Origin of the sequence: Nonlabens sp. MIC269, from assembly GCF_001430865.1 — a bacterium.
Classification (GTDB): Bacteria; Bacteroidota; Bacteroidia; order Flavobacteriales; family Flavobacteriaceae; genus Nonlabens; species Nonlabens tegetincola.
Genome location: NZ_CP011373.1, coordinates 333,370 through 354,084 on the forward strand (window position 1 = coordinate 333,370; position 20,715 = coordinate 354,084).

Below are 20,715 nucleotides of genomic sequence, written 5' to 3' on the forward strand. Positions count from 1 at the left end.
AATCAATTCTAATTGATTCGGTTTTTTGTTTTGCGAAAATTCAGCTTTATTGCCACAAAACATTTAAATAAATACTTACCCTTTGTTGAGATTCAACCTTTCCTGCAAACAATTCTTGAGCCACAGGCAAGGTATAACTCGCTCCCAAGTTGAATCGATCAAAATTAAACTCAGCTCCCAGAGTTGCATTGAATACATAACCGTTAGTATCCTTAATCTCTTCATCAAATTGTCTAATACTACCATATAAATCTGTAGAAATACCTAGGTATGGATTTAATGACGCTTTCGCGAAAGCGATATTATAAAAAACACTGCTCGATGCACTTAATTGATTTCCAAATCGATACTCATTTTTATTTTCAGACTTTAAATAATAGGTTCCCTGTGTTTTTATGCCCCATTTTTTGGCAGAGTAATTATGCATTATACTGATTAAAAAATCGGTGCTACCTGTACCTACTTGAAAACCTGGATTTACACGATCTACAAGCTGTTCTTCAAATTTACCAGTAGGTAATTTAATTCCCAGCCCATACTGGAATTGATGACCGGATGGATCTTTGTTTTCAAAGACTACGTTATATCCTTCTGGACGTTTATAAAGCACATGTTTATACCATCCTATTATTGTGATATCTCCTACTCCATTGATATTTTCATTTCCATTAACTCGTTTTCTACTTAAATCCTGATACGGAATAACAGCATTTAATGCGATTTTCTTACTTACGGGAATATTGGCCCAAGCTTGGTAAGTGTAAAATTGCTCCTCACTGGATGGAGAATTATTAAATATGCCATCTTTTGATTCAAAGTTTTGGTAAATGAACCTAATGCCAACAAAATTTAAATTTTGTAACGTCCCAAATCCTGAACTACCACTTGAGGTTGTACAACTACAAAGGTCACAAAGCAGTTTTGAAGGTGAGTCAATTTTTACAGTGCGAGTAAAAGAATTTAAATGGTATTCTTCAAGGTCTGATTCAAAAGACTCTTGTACATCACTAAGTATAGGTTTGCTGTCTTGAAAATCAATATCGTTTTGATTTAAATTTTGACTGTAACTGAAAGACCACAATAAAAAAGCAATTGAGCAAATTAGATAGGTTCTAGTATTCTGAAAATTGATCATCGTTTAAAAAAGTTGGATCGGTTAATGTTTTCAAGAAAGCGATTAAACTTTCCTTTTCTTGTTCTGTAAGATCAATTCCTAAAGAATTATCTGGTCTTACTAGTGATGAATCTATGGTGCCTGTATCAACCATACCTGTGTCATAAAAGTCTAAAACCGCCTTTAAAGTTGAAAATCTACCATCGTGCATGTAGGGTGCTGTGACTTCTACATTTCTCAAGCTGGGCACTTTAAACTTATAAAGATCTTCCTGCCTTTCTAATACAAGAAATCTTCCTTTATCGTCAAGTCTACTATTGATACTTAAACCATTATTACGATAGGATTGATCAGTAAATAAAGTTCCTGAATGACAACTAGCGCACTTTTGATTAAACACTTGCTCTCCTTGAGACTCTAATGGGTTAAATACTGGTCCTTCACCTCGTTTTACTTGGTCGTATATTGAATTCGACGATACCATAGTGAGCATGAACTGCGACAACGCTTGCAACATATTTGCTGTATTTATTTCACCATCTTCAAAGGATTGTTTGAAGAGATTTGGATAGTCAGAATCTGCTTTAAGTTTTTCGATTACATTTTCCAAAGTTTCATCCATCTCAATAGGATTTGTAATTGGAATAATAGGTTGAAGATCTAAGTGACTTGCTGCACCATCCCAGCCAAACTCCTTTTGAAAAGCTAAGTTTTGTAATGGTGGAGTGTTCCTAAAACCTATGTTACCATTCACACCATGACTAAGTGTATGACCGTGATGCGTAAAAGCAAACTCTTGTTCATGACAAAAAGCACAAGCTATAGCGTTGTTAGAGGATAATCTACCATCGAAAAAAAGCTTTTTGCCTAGCGCAATCCCTTGTTCTGTTAATGGATTGTTATTCAAATCATATTCCATGGAAGGAAAATTACTTGGAATACTGAAATCTACAGGAGTAGGTTCATATCCCAAGTCCTCTTCACTTTGACAACTTAGTATCAATAAATAGATACATGTAATTGTAAAAAGTCTATACATAACTTAAAAAATTGAACAAATCACTGATACAGAATATTCAATTTATAAGAAAGAATATCAGTATCAGTGATTATAAGAACTATTAATTGTTATGAACGTGATGTACACTGAAGCTTTCAGAAAAATTTTGAGCTATAATAGGTGTCTCTACTTCGTTTGTGTGCACTTGATTGTAACCATCGGCGAAAGAAACTGTGGTAGACCCTTCAAAAATTTTCATAATATCAGCAATCACGTGAATTTCGGCAATACTATTTTCACGTACTCGTGATGTATTTGGTAAGTCTAATGTAATTTCTCTATAATTATCTAATGAGGTTCCCACACTTCCCATGTGAATATTAAGAGCTTGGTCTGCTGCACTAGAATCGGAATAAGTTCCGTCTAATCTAATAAACTTATATCCAGTTGCCCAACTCCACATCATTCCAGCGTCATCTGCTTGTTGTAAAAAATTACCTTGACCTGCCGCACCTAGTGTATAACGATCTTGGTCAACACCTATTCCAAATTTAATTTGAGTGTAATTTCCTGCATCAATATCATTAAGTGTAATGTTGAATTCACCTGCATTGTTAGCTTGAGATTCATCTACAATAAAAATATTATCTATTGCTGGAATAGTACTCTCGTTTCCATTTTCATCTAACAACACTATGTTACTAATGATGTATTTAAGAGTTTGAACTTGAAAAGTATCTCCATTTGACAATGAGTAAGTATTATTAAATAGGAAGTCATTGCTTCCCACAGCATTGTCAAATTTAATCGTGATATCACCTTGCTGGCCTTCTAGTTGATCACCGGTAGAATCATCATCAGTAGAGCATGAGGTTAGAATTAATGTAAGAGCGATTGTTGAAAATATATGATTTAGTTTCATTTTATTTAATAGTATAATGGTGCGTTGGATTATATTGAATAATTCAAAATATCCAACCTAGTTGTGATCCATCATCTCGATTAATAATGAGATCACGGATAATTATGATTTTATATGAATTGATAAAGCCAATGCTAATAGAATAATAATAGCATAAGCTTTTTTACGAAGAGCTGTTAAACGATTGGTGGTTTGAACAGGTCGTGTTTATAACTGGATAGTAAAAGCTGTTCTTTACTTACAATCAATTCTTGCTTGTAATGAAATGCTTTAGAAAAATTAAAATCAATATTGTTCTGTTGATAATACACGGGATAAAAAGCCACTAATGCACCTACTTGTAATTGTTCCTTTTCATAGTTAGCCTCTGCCAGCATCATTTGCTGTGCTAGATAACATTTTCCATCACACTGTAGTTGAGGGCGATCTTTATTAACACAATATTCGTCTATAATCTTATCTAAATTAGTTGCGTAATACGTCCATTGACCTAAGTAGAAAACAGGCCTTACCGCAAGAGCAAATAACAAAGAAAAAACGATAAGATTTTTCAAGATCGATGTTTGCTGCAAATTTAAATGGGAAGTATAAAATAGGCGATAAATTTCAAGATAATTTTGAATTAAAGTTGATTAACTAATAGAACATCCTGAAGGTATAAAATCTCATAAAAATGCCTTTTCAAGTGTTATTATTATTCATTGCATTGTATTATTCATAGAATAATCTACAATTATCTTAAATATTCTCAATAGTTAAGAAAGACTTAAAAATTTAAGAGTGATACATTAGGAAAACACAAGTTTAATGACTTTTTTTACGATGAATTGAAGATATTAATGCCTTTATGAGAGCAAAAATAACAGGAGTAGGAAGTTACATTCCGGAAGTAGTAACTAAAAATGAGGACTTTTTAAATCATGAATTCTTAAATAATGACGGTAGCTCATTTGGTAGTGACAATGAAGTAATTATTGAGAAATTTGTAGCGATTACTGGTATTGAAGAACGACGCTACCTTGCACCTGAACAACTTACAAGTGATATAGGCGCTATTGCTGCTAGAAATGCTATTGTAGACGCTAATTGTAACCAAGAAGAAATTGATTTTATTATCGTAGCTCATAATTACGGAGATGTTAAACCAGATGGCGGTTCCAGCGATATGGTTCCTAGTCTGGCTAGCCGTATAAAAAACAAGCTAGGAATAAAAAATCCGCAATGTGTCGCTTATGATGTACTCTTTGGGTGTCCTGGTTGGGTATTAGGTTTAAGCCAAGCAGATAGTTTTATAAAATCTGGACTAGCTAAACGTGTACTTGTTATCGGTGCCGAAGCACTTTCAAGGGTAGTTGATCCACATGATAGAGATTCTATGATTTATTCTGATGGTGCTGGTGCCGCTATTGTAGAACCTAGCATGGATGAACACGGTATATTAGGTCAGGCTACCGCTACTTATACGGAAGAAGAAACTTATTTCATTTTTAATGAAACTTCTTACAATAAAGAATTAGAAGACAAAACACAATACATAAAAATGTATGGAAGACGCATCTATAATTTTGCTCTTTCAAAAGTGCCAAATGGAATGAAAGCCGCGATGGATCAAGCTGATGTTGATATTAAAGATTTAAAGAAAATTTTCATTCACCAAGCTAATGAAAAAATGGATGAAGCTATTGTGCAGCGTTTTTACAAACTTTATGATATGGAAGTTCCTAAAGACATCATGCCTATGATTATTCACAAGCTTGGAAATAGCTCAGTCGCTACCGTACCTACTGTCATGGATCTTGTTGTACATGATAAAATGCCAGAACATAAAGTTGAAAAAGGTGACGTGGTCATGTTTGCCAGTGTAGGTGCCGGAATGAATATTAACGCTATTGTATATCGCTATTAAATGGTGGCTAAGTTTACTCTTAATAAGTCAAGATTGTAAAATATTAATTTAAAACACTATCATAAAAAAAGCCTGCTTGTTATTGCAGGCTTTTATATTTTACTGATAACCTATCAATTTTGAATAATACTGACTCTAAGTTGACCGCTTACCTCTTTAAATATAACTTGTTTTATTCCAGCATCTGATTGTGATGTGTATTGATTACCATCAATTTCAAATTTTAATTTACGTAAAATACCACCTCTTACTCGATGTGTTTTAATATTTAAAACATGACCTTGTTCAGATAGTATCTCTCCTAATTTGATAAGGGAATCTTTATTCTCAGGATCATTGACTTGATAAATATTTTCAACATTCTCATCAATCACTTCTTCAATTTCATAATAACGTGATCCAGCCTTTAGTGAATCTCTCTTGGCTAATAAGATTTGTCTTCTTGCCTCAAGTTCTGATCTTTTCGCTTCTCTTAACAATTCCACTTCTTTTCTTTTCTCCACAGCTTTTTCACGCATAATTTCTCTGCGTTTTTCTAGTTCTTCTCGTTTAGCTTCGGATTTTTCACGTAATAATTCTCGTCGCTCCTCGTATTCAGCTCGCTTTTCCTCCATTAATTGCTCTCTTTCACGCATATACTCCTCACGCTTTTCTATAGCCTTACGTCTTACTTTATATCTAGTAGAATCATTATCAATTATAATTTCCTCTTCTACAAGAGTTTCTAGATCTTCTGGTTTACTAACCACAACAACTACTCCATTTGCACCTTTATCTCCATATCTACTTGTTGCATTACCATCTTTAAGAACTGTAACGGTCTGTATTGCATTAGGATGTAATCGTAATACTTTAGCTTCTTCCACCTCTTTACCGTTTAAAATAAAAAGTGGTTTAGCATCACTATTCCATCTGTATGAACTACTATACGTCATAGGTTGGGATGCATTAACTCTTAATGTATCCATATCAATATCGAGCTCTTCAATAATTATAGGTTGTGCATGATGAAAGCTGTTCCCCATATTTACTAGACTGTCTAAATCTTTAAATTGGATATTCATTTTTGCCATTAAAGAATCTAATTTTATCGAATTTTCTCCCATTTCAATCTGAGCAAAAATTGAATCAAGATTCACCGTTTTTACATTAGACAAAGCGTTCAATAATAGAGAATCTTTAAAAGTTCCATTGAAGATATAAGGCTTCATTACACTATCAGTACTGAATGCGTAAAACTTATTCCCAGGACCTGATTGTATTATTCTTTGTGAAACTCGTGCATCACATTTACCTATTGACCAATCACTTGTTGTGTCATCAAAAACGCCATCTATACAGATATCGTCTAGTCCATTGGTGCTTTCATATTGCTGTTCAATAACAGAACCCTTGTTGTTATCAATAGAAAGTGCCAGTTTTATAATTTTCCCATCCTTCTTTTTGAACTTTTTAATTTTAAGATCTACATTATACTTCTCTTTAAGATTTTCAGCTTGTTTTTCAAGAGATTCTCGAGTACTGGAACTCACAATCCTTAAATTAACTCGTTCCTTTAACCTGAAAACTGTATCTATAGCCTCTGTAACAGGCTGTGCTGTTTGTAAATTAGAATTACCTGGTGCAGTTAAAGGTTCATAATTTTTTGTTGCCTTTTCAGTTGGAATCATTTTTTCAACTGGACTATTTAAATACTCAACTTTAGTAACCGTATTGAAACTGTAAAGGAAAAGAATGATTACCGGTAATATAAGAGCATACTTATAGGCACTCCATTTCTTTGAAGCTTCTTTTTGTAACATTATGATTCGTTGTTTAATAAAAGGTGTTACAAAATTATTTGCAAGCGCTGGTTGTTGTTGTAATACTACTGCATTAACTAATGTTCTAGCATAGCTCATATTACCTTCTTGTACAGCAGCCGCTTTGGCATCGGCGATGAATTCTAAATTTTGAGCCACTTGTTTTTTCAAAAACCACGATAATGGATTGATCCAAAATAAAGCGCAATATATATGTGTTATAATCACATCTATACTATGCCATTCCTTAGCGTGTACTTTTTCGTGTCTCAGAATATGTGCAAACTGTTCAGACTTCTCGTCACCATTATGAAATCCTATTTTATTAAAAAAGCTGAATGCAGTAAGCTTTCGCGAAAGCGATACTAACACTACTCCATCTTCCTTTCTACTCGTACCACCGTTTAAAAGTCGTTGAACGCTCATAATTTCTATACTTAATTTACCCAAAAAGAATAATACGACAGCTAGATAAGCATAAATAAAAAGTTCCATCCAGTTATAAGTAGTAACTTCTGGAGTAACCGTATTCATCATTGCTGCATCAGAAAAATAGATCACATTATTTGTAGTAGTGACGGGTAATTGTTCCATGTATACAACCTCTGTAAACTCAACAAAAGGTAGAACGATGCTAGCAACTATTCCAACAAGTAAAAAAACTCTATTGGCCTGAAAAAAAGTTAACTTTCTTAATATGAAGTGATATCCCAAAACGAATACAGCTAGAACTGCTGTACTTTTCCAAAGGTATTCTACAAGTGTTTCCATGCTATTTGTCTTTAGATTCAATCATATTTAATATTTCTCTTAATTCGTTGGCCGATATTTTCTTCTCATCGGCAAAGAAAGAAACCACATTCTTATATGAATTATTGAAATAATCGGTAATCGCTGTAGTCACGTATTTATTGCGATAGTCTTCCTTTTGAACTATTGGGAAGTACCTGTGTGTTTTACCAAAGGCCTCGTGAGATACAAATCCCTTATCCTCTAGTTTACGCACAATGGTAGATACGGTATTATAATGATTGGTTCCAGACAGGTGTGGTACCACTTCTTTTACAAAAGCCTTCTCTAGCTTCCATAAAACCTGCATAATTTCTTCTTCTTTAGCTGTTAGTTTTTCCATTTATGATGTTTTAAGGGCGTTACCTCGAGTGATCACTCGAGGTCAGGCTATCGTTGTTACATGGTAACACCACTCTATCCTTAACGCATTACAAACGTATAACTATTTTTTTAGTTTTCAAACTATTTTTATAGTTATAAAACTAAATTGTTAGTTTAAATAATTCAAACAATGAACTAAATACTTGAATTTCAATAAATTTACATATCGATAAAAGTGGCTATTTCTTCTATAGTTTTTCTTGTTGCATTATAATCAAACCCCTTTTTATCATAATTTCCAATGTAGAAGAAACCTAAAAATCGTTCGTTCTCATGTGTTGTTATTCCTTCAAAATTCTTTATATCAACAAAGGATTTAGGACTACTCCAGTAGGCACCATAACCCAATTCATGTGTCATTAACCACATATTTTGTACACTCATGGAAGTTGCTGCTATTTCTTCCCACTCTGGAACTGATTCTTTTTCATCCCTGTGCATGAAAATTAAAATGACCGCTGCAGCTTTACTAGGATTTTCCCTTAACTTTTTAAGCTTGATTTTCTTGTGGCCTGGAGTTTCTTCATAGGCATTTCCAAGGTACGTACCTAGCCTATCTAGCGCTTTACCGGTAAGAACCTTATATCTCCATGGTTCAGTTTTACGATGGTTAGGAGCCCATCTGGCTGCATCTAAAATTGAAAGGAGATCCTGTTTCTTTATAGCACCTTCAATATATTGCGCAGGGAAAATACTGCGTCTCGTTTTTATAATTTCGTTCATAATTTTACATATAAAATGCCAACAGTAAATGTAAAGTACTGTTGGCATTAAGTTGTATAATCTATATTAAATTACTGTCCTTGTCCTAGAGAAAAAGCTCGTTCTCCATCAAATGAGTATAGATTTTCTGTTTTAATTACATCTACCTTTTTGTCAATTGCTTCATTAAGCAATGAAACAATTTCTTGATTTGTCATGGCTCTACCACCATCGGGCATAAATCTACATCGCCAGTGTTGTGTACAAAATGTTTCATCAAATCCATTGGGCCATACTTTGACTCCACGATTTGTAATCATTTGTAATTTGACATCTTCCTTTTCAATACTACGCAAGAGCTCTCCTACGAAATTAGGGTTTTTATTTTCACAATCTACAAATAGGTCAACACCTAGTAACTCTTTCTTTTGAGCTGCACGCTCCTTTACATGTGGCAGCTTAAACGGCTCTTTTGCATTATACCTCACTTTAGTTAATTGTTGTGGTTCCTTTCCCATATTAGCAATTACTGCGTGAGCAAACTCTTCTGTATTGACTTTTCTACTACTTGTATCCTCTTTAAATATATCTGCAGTATGAATACCTTGTTCTAAGGTAAGTAACCACGCGTTATGAATAGATTGTGCTGCTTCATTCTCTCCTATATGATTAAGCATCATGATTGCTCCACGCAACAAACCAGAAGGATTTGCAATTTTTTGCCCTGCAATATCTGGAGCACTACCGTGAATGGCCTCAAACATAGCTACGCTTTCACCTATGTTGGCACTACCTGCCATTCCTACAGAACCTGTAATTTGTGCTGCAATATCACTTATGATATCACCGTATAAATTAGGCATCACTATTACGTCAAAATGCTCTGGTGAATCAGCAACCTTAGCTGCACCTATATCAACGATCCAATGTTCTTTTTCAATATCTGGGTACTCCTGTGCTACTTCATTATATATTTTATGGAACAAACCATCAGTTTGTTTCATAATATTGTCTTTTGAAAAACAAGTTACCTTTTTACGGTTGTTGTATCTCGCATACTCAAATGCGTACCTTATGATTTTTTCACAACCTGGTCGACTTATTAATTTAAGACATTGAACAACATCTGGAGTTTGTTGGTGTTCAATCCCTGCGTATAAATCTTCTTCATTTTCTCTTACAATAACTACATCCATATCAGGATGTTTTGTTGTAACATATGGATGTAGGCTGGCACACGGTCTTACATTTGCATAAAGTCCCAAAGTTTTTCTCATAGTTACGTTCAAACTTTTGTAACCACCACCTTGAGGTGTAGTAATAGGTGCTTTAAGTAAGACCTTGTTACGTCGTATACTTTCCCAAGCTTCAGGAGTAATTCCAGATGTGTTACCTGATAGGTATACTTCTTTACCTAATTGTACTTCTTCAAAATTAACTGCGGCACCAGATGCCTTTATGATAGCCAATGTAGCATTCATAATTTCTGGACCTATTCCATCACCTTTTGCTATTGAAATTGTTTTCATAAATTTTTGTTTGTACAAAGGTTGCAAATAGTTTTCATATATTTTTATTTATGTTTTTAATACATAGTATAAATTTTATTAATGAATTTATTTACTTACAATAGTCATCTTTGCAAAAACTAGAATATGTCATTGAGTCAGAATAAATCATATTACCCATTGTCCCAATTTGCTTTGGGAATGTGGAGATTAGGCGACTGGAATTTACCTAATCAGGAACTGCTTACCTATATTAAGCAAGCAATTGACCTAGGTGTTACCACCATGGACCATGCTGATATTTATGGTAATTATGAATGTGAAGAAATATTTGCCCGAGCAATATCTCTAGACCCATCAATAAGGCACAAAATGCAGCTTGTGACTAAATGTGGTATAAAACTTAGGTCCGATAAATTTCCTGATCGTCAAATGAAGTATTACGACTATTCAAAAAAGTATATTATCAATCAAGTAGAGACTTCCTTGAAAAATTTGAATACCGATTATATCGATGCTCTTTTATTACACAGGCCATCTCCCTTTTTTGATCATGCTGAAGTTGCAGAAACATTTAGCCAATTAAAAAAAGAAGGTAAAGTAAAGTACTTTGGGGTTTCTAATTTTACACTTAATCAGTTTAAAAGCTTACAAGAACATTGTGAAGAACCCTTAATTACAAATCAAATTGAAATATCTCCCTATGCGCTCGAGCATTTTGAAAATGAGAATATTGATTATTTGACCAGTGCTGGAATACGTCCTATGGCATGGTCTCCATTAGCTGGTGGATCTTTACTACATCCTGAAACTGATAAAGGAAAACGAGTTCTTAATGCCATTCAAGAAGTAAGTACAGAGCTAGGAAACATACCCTTTGATCAAGTTATTTTTGCATGGATTCTAGCACATCCTTCTCAAATTATCCCAGTTATAGGAACTGGTAAATACGAACGTTTACAAAGTGCGGTAGAATGTAAAAATGTTAAATTATCTCTAGAGCAGTGGTTTAAAATTTACGTTGCTTCTTTAGGAGACGATGTACCGTAAAAAAAATAAACCTACCTGATGAGCACCATCAGGTAGGTTCTTACTATTGCTGTTCTATTATTCTTACTTTGGATCGAGCGTTCTCTCAATTCTTGCAATTAAATCTTCATAGTGAAAACTTACCACCTTATTTGAAGTGCGCGCAATATTCCTTCTTGCGATCTTTTTAATTTCATTAAGTTGACCTCTTACAATTGAAGGTACATCGCTTTGAGTAACATTAAAGCTAGCACGAGGTTTTTCATTTGTCATAAGCTCAATTAACCGGTCTACATAGGCTTTTTGCAAGTTACGTTCATATACATCTGGTTGTATATTTTTAAATATCCCGTTGTTCAAATCTTGCATCAACTCCACTACAGAGTAGGCACTATCATCCATTGCTTTTGTATCAATCATTCTACCCAAGCGATCGTAAGACAGTAGGCTTGACAGATATCTAGACTGTAATGATCTCACTCTATCTGTATATCCTGATTCATTTATATTTTTAAGAATCTCAGGTCGAACTAACCACTCTGGTGTTTCAAACAGATTTTTAATTAACCACTGTACTGACTGTTCTTGTGTTTTTGAATCTACAGGTTCATAAACAGTACCATCTTGAGAAGGAGTTTTTAGATTTTCATAAACGCCACCAACATTTGTAACAACGTGACCTACATATCTAGAAAACACACCTAAAAGTTCTCTATACAATTCATCTAAATCGTCGTAATTATTAGTGTCATTGGAAGTCCACTGTGGTAAGTTTTTAGCAACAATTTTTAAGTTTTCAACTCCATAACTACTTGCCTTTACAGGGTTATTACCAATAGCTTCAGTTTGAGATTGAGGATCAAAACGACTGCTTTGTCTTCCGAATTTATATTTAGGATCATTTGCTTTTTCTAAAATCCATTGATTCAGTACCTCTTTTTCATCTTCTGGAGTATTGGAGTTAGGGATTACTCTATAACCCCAATTGACAGCATAATGATCGTAAGGACCCATTTGGCGTACAAATCTTATGTTTTTGTCTCCAGGTTGAGCAATGTAATTATAACGGGCATAATCCATAAGACTTGCTGCAATTCCATTTGCTTGTGTAAAGTCTCCGTCTCTATAACTTTCTACATCATAGGCGTAACTCGCCGCCATATTGTGTGGAAATCCTAACGCATGACCTACCTCATGGGCAATTACTTGTCTCATCATCTCACCTATTTCTTCAGCTGGTGTATCTAATGTTCTTGCACTAGGATTTGCCGCACCTGTTTCCAGTAAATAACGGTTTCTATAAGATCTTAAATGGTTATGATACCAGATAATATCACTTTCAATTATTTCACCACTACGAGGATCGCTCACACTTGGACCTACAGCATTACGAGTAGTACTTGCCACGTATCTAACCACAGAATATCTTATATCTTCTGGACTAAACTCAGGATCTTCTTCTATGCTAGGAGCCTCCTTTGCTATGATAGCATTTTTAAACCCTGCAGTTTCAAACGGTTTCTGCCAGTCTTCAATACCTTGTTTTATGTATTTCTTCAAAGATTCTGGGGTACCAGGATCAAGGTAGTAAACAATTGGTTTTACAGGTTCTACCAATTCACCTCTTGCATATGCTTCAGGATCTTTAGGCTCTAGCCTCCATCTTCTTATATATGTTTTTTCATCGGCTTTTAATTTAGGAGAGCTATAATCAATTTGATTAACCGTGAAGAAACCAACTCTAGGATCATACAATCTAGGTGTCATAGGTTTTTCAGGTAACAATATCATAGATTGATTCATCTGTAAACTTATGGAACCTACAGATGAATTTGAAGGTGCGTCACTAGCCGTATAAGTCATATCTTGCACAACCTCAACATTCAAAGGATAAGAAGACACACGATTAATGAAACTGCGTGATTTATCCAGACTTCTTACTTTATACTGTTTGCGTAGTCTGGAATTCAAACCACTTATTGCAGGTATATCGTTGCTTAAAAATTTGGTGACATCAATTACTACGCCCGTAGAATCGGTATTAATAGCTTCTATATCAAAAGCGTACATAATAGGTTCATAATTATTAACCTTAACACTATTGGATATAGCCGCTGTAGAGTCTAATGTAACGGCATCATAAGATTTGACTTTAAGTAATATTTTATCCTTAAATCGCTCCCATGAAACTAATTGTTGGTTGGTTTTACTACCAGCATTTAAATATCCACCACCCAAATTTGCAGGTATTTGTGCAATACGGGTAACCCATAACATATCTTTACCTAATAGGGAATCTGGCAACTCATAAAGATATTCATCTTCATTTTGATGAACTTTAAAAAGACCGTCATCTGTCTTAGTTTTACCCGTTATAAGTTTGCTATAAGGTTTAAACTTTGAGCTGGTTTTATTTGATGCTTCGGATTTTGTTGCTTTGGAACTCACTTTTTTTGGTGCAGAACAAGCAACAATTCCTAAAACCAAAAAAATAGAAAGAATTTTAGTACTGATTTTCATGTAAGTAATTATTAATGCCAAGCAAAATAAAACCTGGCATTAATAATACTTCTTAAAACCTACTTAAAGTATTCATCTAGCTGTAGGTGCTCTTTTATTTCATTGGAACATTTTTGAGGATTTCTAAGTAAAAATCCCAAAATTTTTGAACGCTAGAAATCTCAACGTGTTCATCTGGACTGTGAGCGCCTCTAATATTTGGACCAAAAGATATCATGTCCAAACCTGGATAACGTTCACCTAAAATTCCACATTCTAATCCTGCATGACAAGCGACTACTCTAGGAGATTCATTGAATAGTTCCTTATACTTATTTTCAGCAATTTCTAAAATTGCGCTATCGCGATTTGGTTCCCAACCAGGATAGTCACCAGATAATTCAACACTGATTCCAGCTAACTGCATTACAGCACTTATTGACGATGCTAGATCTGTTTTGGAACTTTCAACAGATGATCTAGTTAAACAAGCTACCTCCAATTGTCCATCATGTAATTTTACTCGAGCCAAGTTGTTTGAAGTTTCTACAAGACCTTCAATATCTGGACTCATTCTGTAAACACCATTATGAATTCCTAGTAAAACGTGTATTACCTCACGACTGTTAGAAGCATCAAGATGACCTAAACTAGAATTCGTCAATTCCCACGAAATATTTAAATTTTCCTCTAGGGATTTATACTCATTTATTATGGCTTGCTTGCATTTCTCAAAGGTAGATTGCATGTGCTGTAGCTCGCTTTCGCGAAAGCGTAATTCTACAACAGCCTCACGTGGAATAGCATTTCTCAAACTACCACCTTGAATAGATATAATATGAATATCTGATTTCTTTTGTAACGCATCCAATAGTCTGGCAGCCATTTTATTTGCGTTACCTAAACCTTTAATGATATCCATACCGCTGTGGCCACCGTTAAGACCTTTCACAGTAATCGTGACCGTAGAATAAGTATCTTCTCGATTACTAGTATCGTATTGTTTTTTACCAGTGATATCTACTCCACCAGCACATCCTATATCAATTTCATCATCTTCTTCAGTATCTAGGTTTAGAAGTATAGTTGATTTAAGAATATTTTTATCCAATTCTTTGGCACCGGTCATACCTGTTTCCTCATCAATTGTAAACAAAGCTTCAATCGCTGGATGCTCAATATCAGTTGAGGATAAAACAGCCATGATTGCAGCTACGCCTATTCCATTGTCGGCACCTAGAGTTGTTCCATTTGCCTTAATAATATCACCATCGACAATCATTTCAATACCTTGGGTATCAAAATCAAATTGAGTGTCGTTGTTTTTTTGGTGTACCATATCTAGATGAGATTGTAAAATCACACTTTTACGGTTCTCCATTCCTGCAGTTGCAGGCTTTTTTATAATTACATTACCTACAGCGTCCTCTATAACTTGTAGATTTAATTCATTACCGAATTTCACCATAAAGGCTCTTACACGTTCCTCTTTTTTAGAAGGTCTAGGAACTGCGTTCAAATCAGCAAAGTGATTCCAAAGTGATTTAGGTTCTTGATTTCTTACTTCGTTACTCATATCTTTTTAATAGTGACTAGACAGGCTAGTCTTTTAAATTACCTATAATTTTGTTGCGCGCAACATTTCTCTTTTACCTGGTGGACCAGGAAGACGTTCTACTTTAAAACCAACCTCTTGCATATTGCGTCTAGCCTGACCTTGAGCGCAATAAGTAGTGAGTACACCACCATTTTTTAGGCTATCAAACGCTTTTTGAAAAATGGGTATGGTCCAAAGTTCTGGTTGTGTTCTAGGTCCAAAAGCATCAAAATATATAAGATCAAACTGGTTGTCAAATTTGACCTCTTCAAACTTCATTTGCTTTTTAATTATACTAAATGTAGAGGTTAACTGCTTGTCAATTTCCCAATCCATCTCATGCAATGCTTCATAAAAGATTTGATCTTTAAGTAAGCTTCCATAATCCATAGCTAGGACCTCATCGGCACTTACTGGGTATGCTTCCATTGCGGTATAATGAATTCTAGTAGTACTCGCATGTTGCTTGGTTAAAATAGCATTAAGACCAGTACCAAAACCATATTCTAGAATATTAAGACTGGCATTATCAGGTTGTAATGACTCTTGTAAAGGCTGTAAACCCATCTTTATAAAAACATGAAGCGCCTCTTGCAAGGCGCCATGTTTAGAATGATATTGCTCGTTAAGATCTGGCATGTGAATGGTTTTGGAACCATCGCCAGTGATCATGATTTCTCTTTTCATTATTCGCTTGCGCTTTCTTCTGCAGGCATTTCAACATCTGGGTTTTCAAATTCTTCCACAAGAGCACCATCAGCTATAAAAGTATAGCTTGTTTCAGGTTCATTGATCTTTTCTATTTCCTCTTGAGATTTTCCAGCATCTTCTGCATAGTGACGAAGAGTTTCTACGTCAGTGATTGATTTATATACTTTACCTTCAAATACCACTTCCTTTCCTTTACCGTTTTTAGGTAGAAAAAATCCATAGTCCTTAAACATCACACGTGTTGTATCGCTACCAACTGCCATTTTGACCCAACATCCTTTTTTTGGACATACATCAAGAATCTCACTTTTCACCTTTACTTGGATTGTGTCTGAGTCGGTTAAAGTTTGATATTTCTCGAATAATTCTGCTGTTGAAATAGCATTTTCTGCAGTTATTTTTGATCCATAGCTCATATAGGCCATTTCTTCAACTTGTTCATCATTTACTGCAGGCATGTCAGTTTCTTTTTGAGTTTCTTTACACCCAATTATTGAGAAAATGACAAAAAATAAAGGTAAATAGGTTTTCATTTGTTTATATTTTCCACAAAATTAGTAATTCGTTGGGATTTATTCAATGATACTATCCGTTATCTTTGCAAAAAATTAATAAAAATAACCCATGACCGATACCAACGAAATCGTTATAGATAGAGTTTCGGAATCTAGATTAGCATCAACGAATTTTGATGATCTAGTTTTCGGAAAAACTTTTACAGACCACATGCTTGAATGCAACTGGCGCGATGGAAAATGGGAAACAACACATATTAAACCATACGGACCAATTCAAGTAGAACCTAGTTGTAAAGTATTTCATTATGGACAGGCCATTTTTGAAGGTATGAAAGCCTACAAAGATGAAGCTGGTGATGTTTTCCTTTTTAGACCAGAAGACAACTGGAAACGTTTTAATGAAAGTGCCAAAAGACTTGCAATGCCTGAAGTACCTTATGAGGTATTTGTAGAAGGATTAAAAACATTAGTAAATTTAGATAAAGAATGGGTAAAATATGGAGAAGGACTTTCTTTGTATTTAAGACCATTTATGATAGCTAGTGAAAATGGAGTAGCGGCAGCTCCTTCTACCGAGTACAAATTTATGATCGTTATGTCTCCTGCTTTTGCGTATTACCGTGGTGAAGTAAGAGTTATTATAGCCAATCAATTTTCACGTGCAGCAGATGGTGGTGTAGGATATGCAAAAGCTGCAGGTAATTATGCTGCCAGTTTTTACCCAAATAACCTGGCGATGGAAGAAGGTTATCAACAAATAATTTGGACTGATGCTGCCTCGCACGAATACATTGAAGAAGCAGGAACAATGAACATCTTTGTGCGCATAGGCGATAAACTTTTGACTGCTCCTAATAATGATAGAATATTGAATGGAGTAACAAGAAGAAGTGTTATTCAAATGGCCAAAGATCACGGTATAGAAGTAGAAGAAAGAAGAATACGAGTTTCAGAAATTAAAGAAGCTGCGCAAAACGGTGAATTAAAGGAAATTTTTGGAAGTGGTACGGCTGCAGTAATTGTACCTATTAAAGGTTTCAAACACGAAGATTTTAAATATGAATTACCTGTAATTGAAAACGATTATGCGACTAATATTAAAGCCGCATTGATGGATATTCAATACAATCGTACAGAAGATAAACACGGGTGGAGAGTTAAAATTTAAAAGTGCTTTTTACCTTATACACATGTAATGCCTTCAATAATTTGAAGGCATTTTTTATTAGCGTATTTTTAAAGTATGAAAAAGCTACTTTTTTTGATACTTTTTTTTGCTTGCTTAATTAATGCACAAAATCAAGCTAATTGGTGGTTTTTTGGTTCCAATGCTGGTTTAGATTTCAATAGTGGTTCTCCTGTTGCAAATGACCTAGGGCAATTGGATACTACGGAAGGTTGCGCAACCATAAGTGACGCTTGTGGAAATTTATTATTCTACACAGACGGAATAACGATCTGGAATCGTAATCATCAAGTCATGCTCAATGGTTCTGGACTACTAGGTGACCCCAGCAGTACACAATCTGGAATAATTATTCCAATGCCCGAGAATGAAAACCTCTATTACATCTTTACTGTTGGTGATTTTAATCCTGTTACAGGTTTAAATTATAGTGTTGTAGATATGCTATTAGATAATGGATTAGGAGCTGTTATTCCATCTCAAAAAAACATCAATTTGTTACCTGATTCTTCTGAAAAAGTTACAGCAAGTGTCCACAGTAATGGTCGAGATGCGTGGATAATTTCCTATGCCGAATCAAATTTTAATACCGGTATTTTTGATTCATTTTATGCTTTTAAGTTAACTCCGCAAGGATTAGATAACAATGTGATTGTAAGTAACAGTCCTTCTACAAGAGTTGAAGATAGACGTGGATATTTAAAAATTGCTCCTGATGGCAGTAAAATAGCCTTAATGAATCAATTTTTACCTAATGGAACACCTGCCAACAATCTGGGGACAGGTGCCTTTATTTTTGACTTTGACACTACTAACGGTAGTGTTACAAATCCCACCGAACTTAGTTTTCCTTCTAATCTATTAGCTTATGGTGGTGAATTTAGCTTAGACTCTAGGTTATTCTATTTGGATTTGAATACAGCTCAAAATGGTGTGTTTGGTGAACGCACGCTACTTCAATACGATACAACTTCACCTAATTACCAATCAAATCCTATTACTATATATCAAACAGATCCTTTGGACTCAACCGATGATGTTTCTAGAGGTGCTTTGCAAATTGGTCCAGATGGTAAAATTTACTATTCAAATGATTTAAAAAACTATTTAAGCGTAATTGATCAACCTAACAACATAGGAGCAAGTGCTGCATTTATTCTAAATGGAGTCAGCCTAGCTCCTGGCACCAATGTAAATGAAGGATTACCACCCTTTTATAACGCTTTTTTTACACCGCGTTTTTCCTTTGTAGAGGGCTGTAGTGGCAATCCTACCCAATTCACAGCAGATGCTTTGGCAACTTGTCCAAACACTACATTGCTGTGGGATTTTGGTGATACAACTAGCAGTACTAATACTAGTATTGTAATAAATCCGTCCCATACATATGTTAACCCAGGCGATTACCAAGTAAGTTTAACAATAACCACTCCTCTTGAAACTTTTACAATAATTGATACCATTACTGTAGTGAACCAACCTAATGCAGGTACAATTAATGATATAATTGTGTGCGATGACCTCTCAAATGATGGTTTAGCTACAATAGACTTCTCCTTGGTGTCACAACAAGTGCTTCAAAATAATACATCCAATAATCTTGAAATCTCTTTACACTACAATCTAACTGAAGCTCAGCAAGATTTTAACTCTATTGCGCCTAATACTGAATTAACCGCAGGCATCTATTATGTACGATTAGACAACTTAAACTCTAACGGCTGTTATGATGTAACAAGTTTTGAATTCAATGTAGTTAATTCGCCAATTGCAAATCCTATTCAAACACAATACACATGTGATATAGGAAATGATGGAATCGAGACAATAGATTTCACTCAAGCCGCTAGTGAGATATTAGGATCCCAAAATCCTATAGATTTTGATGTCAGTTTTTACTCATCAAATAATGATGCTCAAAATAGAATTAATGAGCTTCCTTATTTTCATATACTTAATGCAACAAACTCACCTTTCTATGCTCGCATAGAAAATAGCGATTTCACTTCTTGCTTTGAAATTATATCCTTTGACTTCGAGCTAATTGAAGAACCACAAATACCATTTATAAATGATTTCGAGGTTTGTGATGATGACTCTAGAGATGGAATTGAAATTTTTGATTTAACTACTATTCGTGATCAAATTTTAAGTAGTACTACTTCTAACTGGGATGTAAGTTTTCATCCTGACCAAGCTAGCGCTGTAAGTAATAGTAACGCGTTACCAGATAACTATCAAAACACACAAGCAATTGAACAAATTTATATACGATTAGCAAACAACGGTCCAATAACCTGTATAGATACACAACCATTTACTATTGTCGTAAACGAAAAACCCGTTATTACAGTAACAGATCCAGTTGTAACCTGTCCAGACGATGAAGTAACCTTAACAGCCAGCAACAATTTTGATTCCTATTTATGGAGTAATGGTGAAACCACTCGCAGTATAACCACTACTCTACCAGGAATATATTCGGTAACAGGAATTGATAATAATGGATGTACCGATCGTATCTCAACCAGTATAAATCATTACGATCTTACCCAACTAGAATCCATAGAAATTGAGCAATTCACAATACGTTCCAATAGCATCAGGATTGATGTAACAGGAGATGGACCGTGGCAATACAGTATAGATAATTTTATATTTCAGGACAGTCCAGTTTTTACGAATTTGTTACCTGGATTTTATACGATTACAGTACGCTCTCAAACTAACTGTAATACATTAACAGTTCCTGCAACCATTGTAGCTGCTCCACCTTACTTCACTCCAAATGAAGATGGTTTTCACGACTATTGGCAAGTAACCGCGATTGAAACGGAGCCAGATGCAAGTATTTACATCTTTGACCGGTTTGGTAAACTGCTCAAACAATTGGATCCACTAGGTGTAGGATGGGACGGCACTTATAATAACAATCCTATGCCTAGTACAGATTATTGGTACTTAGTTGAACTGGCAGACGGACGCTCCTTTAAAGGTCATTTTTCACTCATCAGATAATTACATTTTTGTTAGGATTATTTTAATTAC

General features: G+C 34.8%; 16 protein-coding genes. 4 read left to right on the forward strand and 12 right to left on the reverse strand.

Going from position 1 to position 20,715, the window contains the following annotated elements; translation table 11 throughout:
• Positions 1-46: 46 nt before the first annotated feature.
• From AAT17_RS01570 to AAT17_RS01585, 4 genes are all read right to left on the reverse strand, one after another.
• The gene (locus AAT17_RS01570; RefSeq protein ID WP_060522605.1) at positions 47-1,135 is read right to left on the reverse strand and encodes a hypothetical protein; all 1,089 of its coding nucleotides are present in this window, start codon (positions 1,133-1,135) and stop codon (positions 47-49) included.
• The gene (locus AAT17_RS01575) at positions 1,113-2,153 is read right to left on the reverse strand and encodes a cytochrome-c peroxidase (RefSeq protein ID WP_060522606.1); all 1,041 of its coding nucleotides are present in this window, start codon (positions 2,151-2,153) and stop codon (positions 1,113-1,115) included. The genes AAT17_RS01570 and AAT17_RS01575 overlap by 23 nt, the downstream gene beginning before the upstream one ends.
• 82 nt (positions 2,154-2,235) lie before the next feature.
• Positions 2,236-3,036: an MbnP family protein gene (locus tag AAT17_RS01580; RefSeq protein WP_060522607.1), complete on the reverse strand. Its 801-nt coding sequence runs from the start codon at positions 3,034-3,036 to the stop codon at positions 2,236-2,238.
• A gap of 176 nt (positions 3,037-3,212) precedes the next feature.
• Positions 3,213-3,590: a hypothetical protein gene (locus AAT17_RS01585; RefSeq protein WP_060522609.1), complete on the reverse strand. Its 378-nt coding sequence runs from the start codon at positions 3,588-3,590 to the stop codon at positions 3,213-3,215.
• 293 nt (positions 3,591-3,883) lie between these two features.
• On the opposite strand from AAT17_RS01585, the gene AAT17_RS01590 reads away from it, so the two are divergent.
• A complete protein-coding gene (locus AAT17_RS01590) occupies positions 3,884-4,942 on the forward strand; it encodes a 3-oxoacyl-ACP synthase III family protein (RefSeq protein WP_060522611.1) in 1,059 nt (352 codons plus the stop codon).
• Between the two features lie 113 nt (positions 4,943-5,055).
• Here AAT17_RS01590 and AAT17_RS01595 read toward each other — a convergent pair whose 3' ends face one another.
• The 4 genes from AAT17_RS01595 to AAT17_RS01610 all read right to left on the reverse strand — a co-directional run bounded on the left by AAT17_RS01595 (position 5,056) and on the right by AAT17_RS01610 (position 10,148).
• Positions 5,056-7,515, reverse strand: coding sequence for a M56 family metallopeptidase (locus AAT17_RS01595; protein WP_060522613.1), 2,460 nt, complete (start codon positions 7,513-7,515; stop codon positions 5,056-5,058).
• Position 7,516: 1 nt separating this feature from the next.
• Positions 7,517-7,876 (reverse strand): BlaI/MecI/CopY family transcriptional regulator, encoded by a 360-nt coding sequence (locus AAT17_RS01600; protein WP_060522614.1) that lies wholly within the window; start codon positions 7,874-7,876, stop codon positions 7,517-7,519.
• Positions 7,877-8,076: 200 nt separating this feature from the next.
• On the reverse strand, positions 8,077-8,640 hold the full coding sequence (locus tag AAT17_RS01605; RefSeq protein ID WP_367379284.1) for a nitroreductase: 564 nt from the start codon (positions 8,638-8,640) through the stop codon (positions 8,077-8,079).
• 71 nt (positions 8,641-8,711) lie between these two features.
• Positions 8,712-10,148 carry an NADP-dependent isocitrate dehydrogenase gene (locus tag AAT17_RS01610; RefSeq protein WP_060522615.1) on the reverse strand — a complete coding sequence of 479 codons (1,437 nt, stop codon included), beginning with the start codon at positions 10,146-10,148 and terminating at the stop codon, positions 8,712-8,714.
• A gap of 126 nt (positions 10,149-10,274) precedes the next feature.
• Between AAT17_RS01610 and AAT17_RS01615 the strand changes: the two genes are divergently transcribed.
• Entirely contained in the window at positions 10,275-11,177 is a 903-nt protein-coding gene (locus tag AAT17_RS01615) for an aldo/keto reductase family oxidoreductase (protein WP_060522616.1), read from the forward strand.
• Positions 11,178-11,240: 63 nt separating this feature from the next.
• Here the strand turns inward: AAT17_RS01615 and AAT17_RS01620 are convergent, their stop codons facing one another.
• The 4 genes from AAT17_RS01620 to AAT17_RS01635 form a co-directional block, all read right to left on the reverse strand.
• A complete protein-coding gene (locus AAT17_RS01620) occupies positions 11,241-13,676 on the reverse strand; it encodes a zinc-dependent metalloprotease (RefSeq protein ID WP_060522617.1) in 2,436 nt (811 codons plus the stop codon).
• Between the two features lie 94 nt (positions 13,677-13,770).
• Positions 13,771-15,231: an aminoacyl-histidine dipeptidase gene (locus AAT17_RS01625; RefSeq protein WP_060522619.1), complete on the reverse strand. Its 1,461-nt coding sequence runs from the start codon at positions 15,229-15,231 to the stop codon at positions 13,771-13,773.
• 42 nt (positions 15,232-15,273) lie between these two features.
• Complete coding sequence (gene mnmD, locus AAT17_RS01630; protein ID WP_060522621.1) at positions 15,274-15,939, reverse strand: tRNA (5-methylaminomethyl-2-thiouridine)(34)-methyltransferase MnmD; 666 nt, start codon at positions 15,937-15,939, stop codon at positions 15,274-15,276.
• Positions 15,939-16,496 (reverse strand): DUF4920 domain-containing protein, encoded by a 558-nt coding sequence (locus AAT17_RS01635; RefSeq protein WP_060522623.1) that lies wholly within the window; start codon positions 16,494-16,496, stop codon positions 15,939-15,941. Before AAT17_RS01635 ends, mnmD begins: the two co-directional genes overlap by 1 nt.
• 91 nt (positions 16,497-16,587) lie before the next feature.
• Here AAT17_RS01635 and AAT17_RS01640 point away from each other — a divergent pair, with 91 nt between their 5' ends.
• Both AAT17_RS01640 and AAT17_RS01645 read left to right on the forward strand, forming a co-directional pair.
• On the forward strand, positions 16,588-17,649 hold the full coding sequence (locus tag AAT17_RS01640) for a branched-chain amino acid aminotransferase (RefSeq protein WP_060522624.1): 1,062 nt from the start codon (positions 16,588-16,590) through the stop codon (positions 17,647-17,649).
• A 75-nt stretch (positions 17,650-17,724) separates the two neighbouring features.
• Positions 17,725-20,685 (forward strand): T9SS type B sorting domain-containing protein, encoded by a 2,961-nt coding sequence (locus AAT17_RS01645; protein WP_060522626.1) that lies wholly within the window; start codon positions 17,725-17,727, stop codon positions 20,683-20,685.
• Positions 20,686-20,715 lie beyond the last annotated feature (30 nt).

Excerpts from the sequence above, each read along its gene's own strand:
- AAT17_RS01570 (WP_060522605.1), bottom strand. The coding sequence starts at position 1,135 with ATGATCAATTTTCAGAATACTAGAACCTATCTAATTTGCTCAATTGCT.
- AAT17_RS01575 (WP_060522606.1), bottom strand. The coding sequence starts at position 2,153 with ATGTATAGACTTTTTACAATTACATGTATCTATTTATTGATACTAAGT.
- AAT17_RS01580 (WP_060522607.1), bottom strand. The coding sequence starts at position 3,036 with ATGAAACTAAATCATATATTTTCAACAATCGCTCTTACATTAATTCTA.
- AAT17_RS01590 (WP_060522611.1), top strand. The coding sequence starts at position 3,884 with ATGAGAGCAAAAATAACAGGAGTAGGAAGTTACATTCCGGAAGTAGTA.
- AAT17_RS01595 (WP_060522613.1), bottom strand. The coding sequence starts at position 7,515 with ATGGAAACACTTGTAGAATACCTTTGGAAAAGTACAGCAGTTCTAGCT.
- AAT17_RS01600 (WP_060522614.1), bottom strand. The coding sequence starts at position 7,876 with ATGGAAAAACTAACAGCTAAAGAAGAAGAAATTATGCAGGTTTTATGG.
- AAT17_RS01605 (WP_367379284.1), bottom strand. The coding sequence starts at position 8,640 with ATGAACGAAATTATAAAAACGAGACGCAGTATTTTCCCTGCGCAATAT.
- AAT17_RS01610 (WP_060522615.1), bottom strand. The coding sequence starts at position 10,148 with ATGAAAACAATTTCAATAGCAAAAGGTGATGGAATAGGTCCAGAAATT.
- AAT17_RS01615 (WP_060522616.1), top strand. The coding sequence starts at position 10,275 with ATGTCATTGAGTCAGAATAAATCATATTACCCATTGTCCCAATTTGCT.
- AAT17_RS01620 (WP_060522617.1), bottom strand. The coding sequence starts at position 13,676 with ATGAAAATCAGTACTAAAATTCTTTCTATTTTTTTGGTTTTAGGAATT.
- AAT17_RS01625 (WP_060522619.1), bottom strand. The coding sequence starts at position 15,231 with ATGAGTAACGAAGTAAGAAATCAAGAACCTAAATCACTTTGGAATCAC.
- mnmD (WP_060522621.1), bottom strand. The coding sequence starts at position 15,939 with ATGAAAAGAGAAATCATGATCACTGGCGATGGTTCCAAAACCATTCAC.
- AAT17_RS01635 (WP_060522623.1), bottom strand. The coding sequence starts at position 16,496 with ATGAAAACCTATTTACCTTTATTTTTTGTCATTTTCTCAATAATTGGG.
- AAT17_RS01640 (WP_060522624.1), top strand. The coding sequence starts at position 16,588 with ATGACCGATACCAACGAAATCGTTATAGATAGAGTTTCGGAATCTAGA.
- AAT17_RS01645 (WP_060522626.1), top strand. The coding sequence starts at position 17,725 with ATGAAAAAGCTACTTTTTTTGATACTTTTTTTTGCTTGCTTAATTAAT.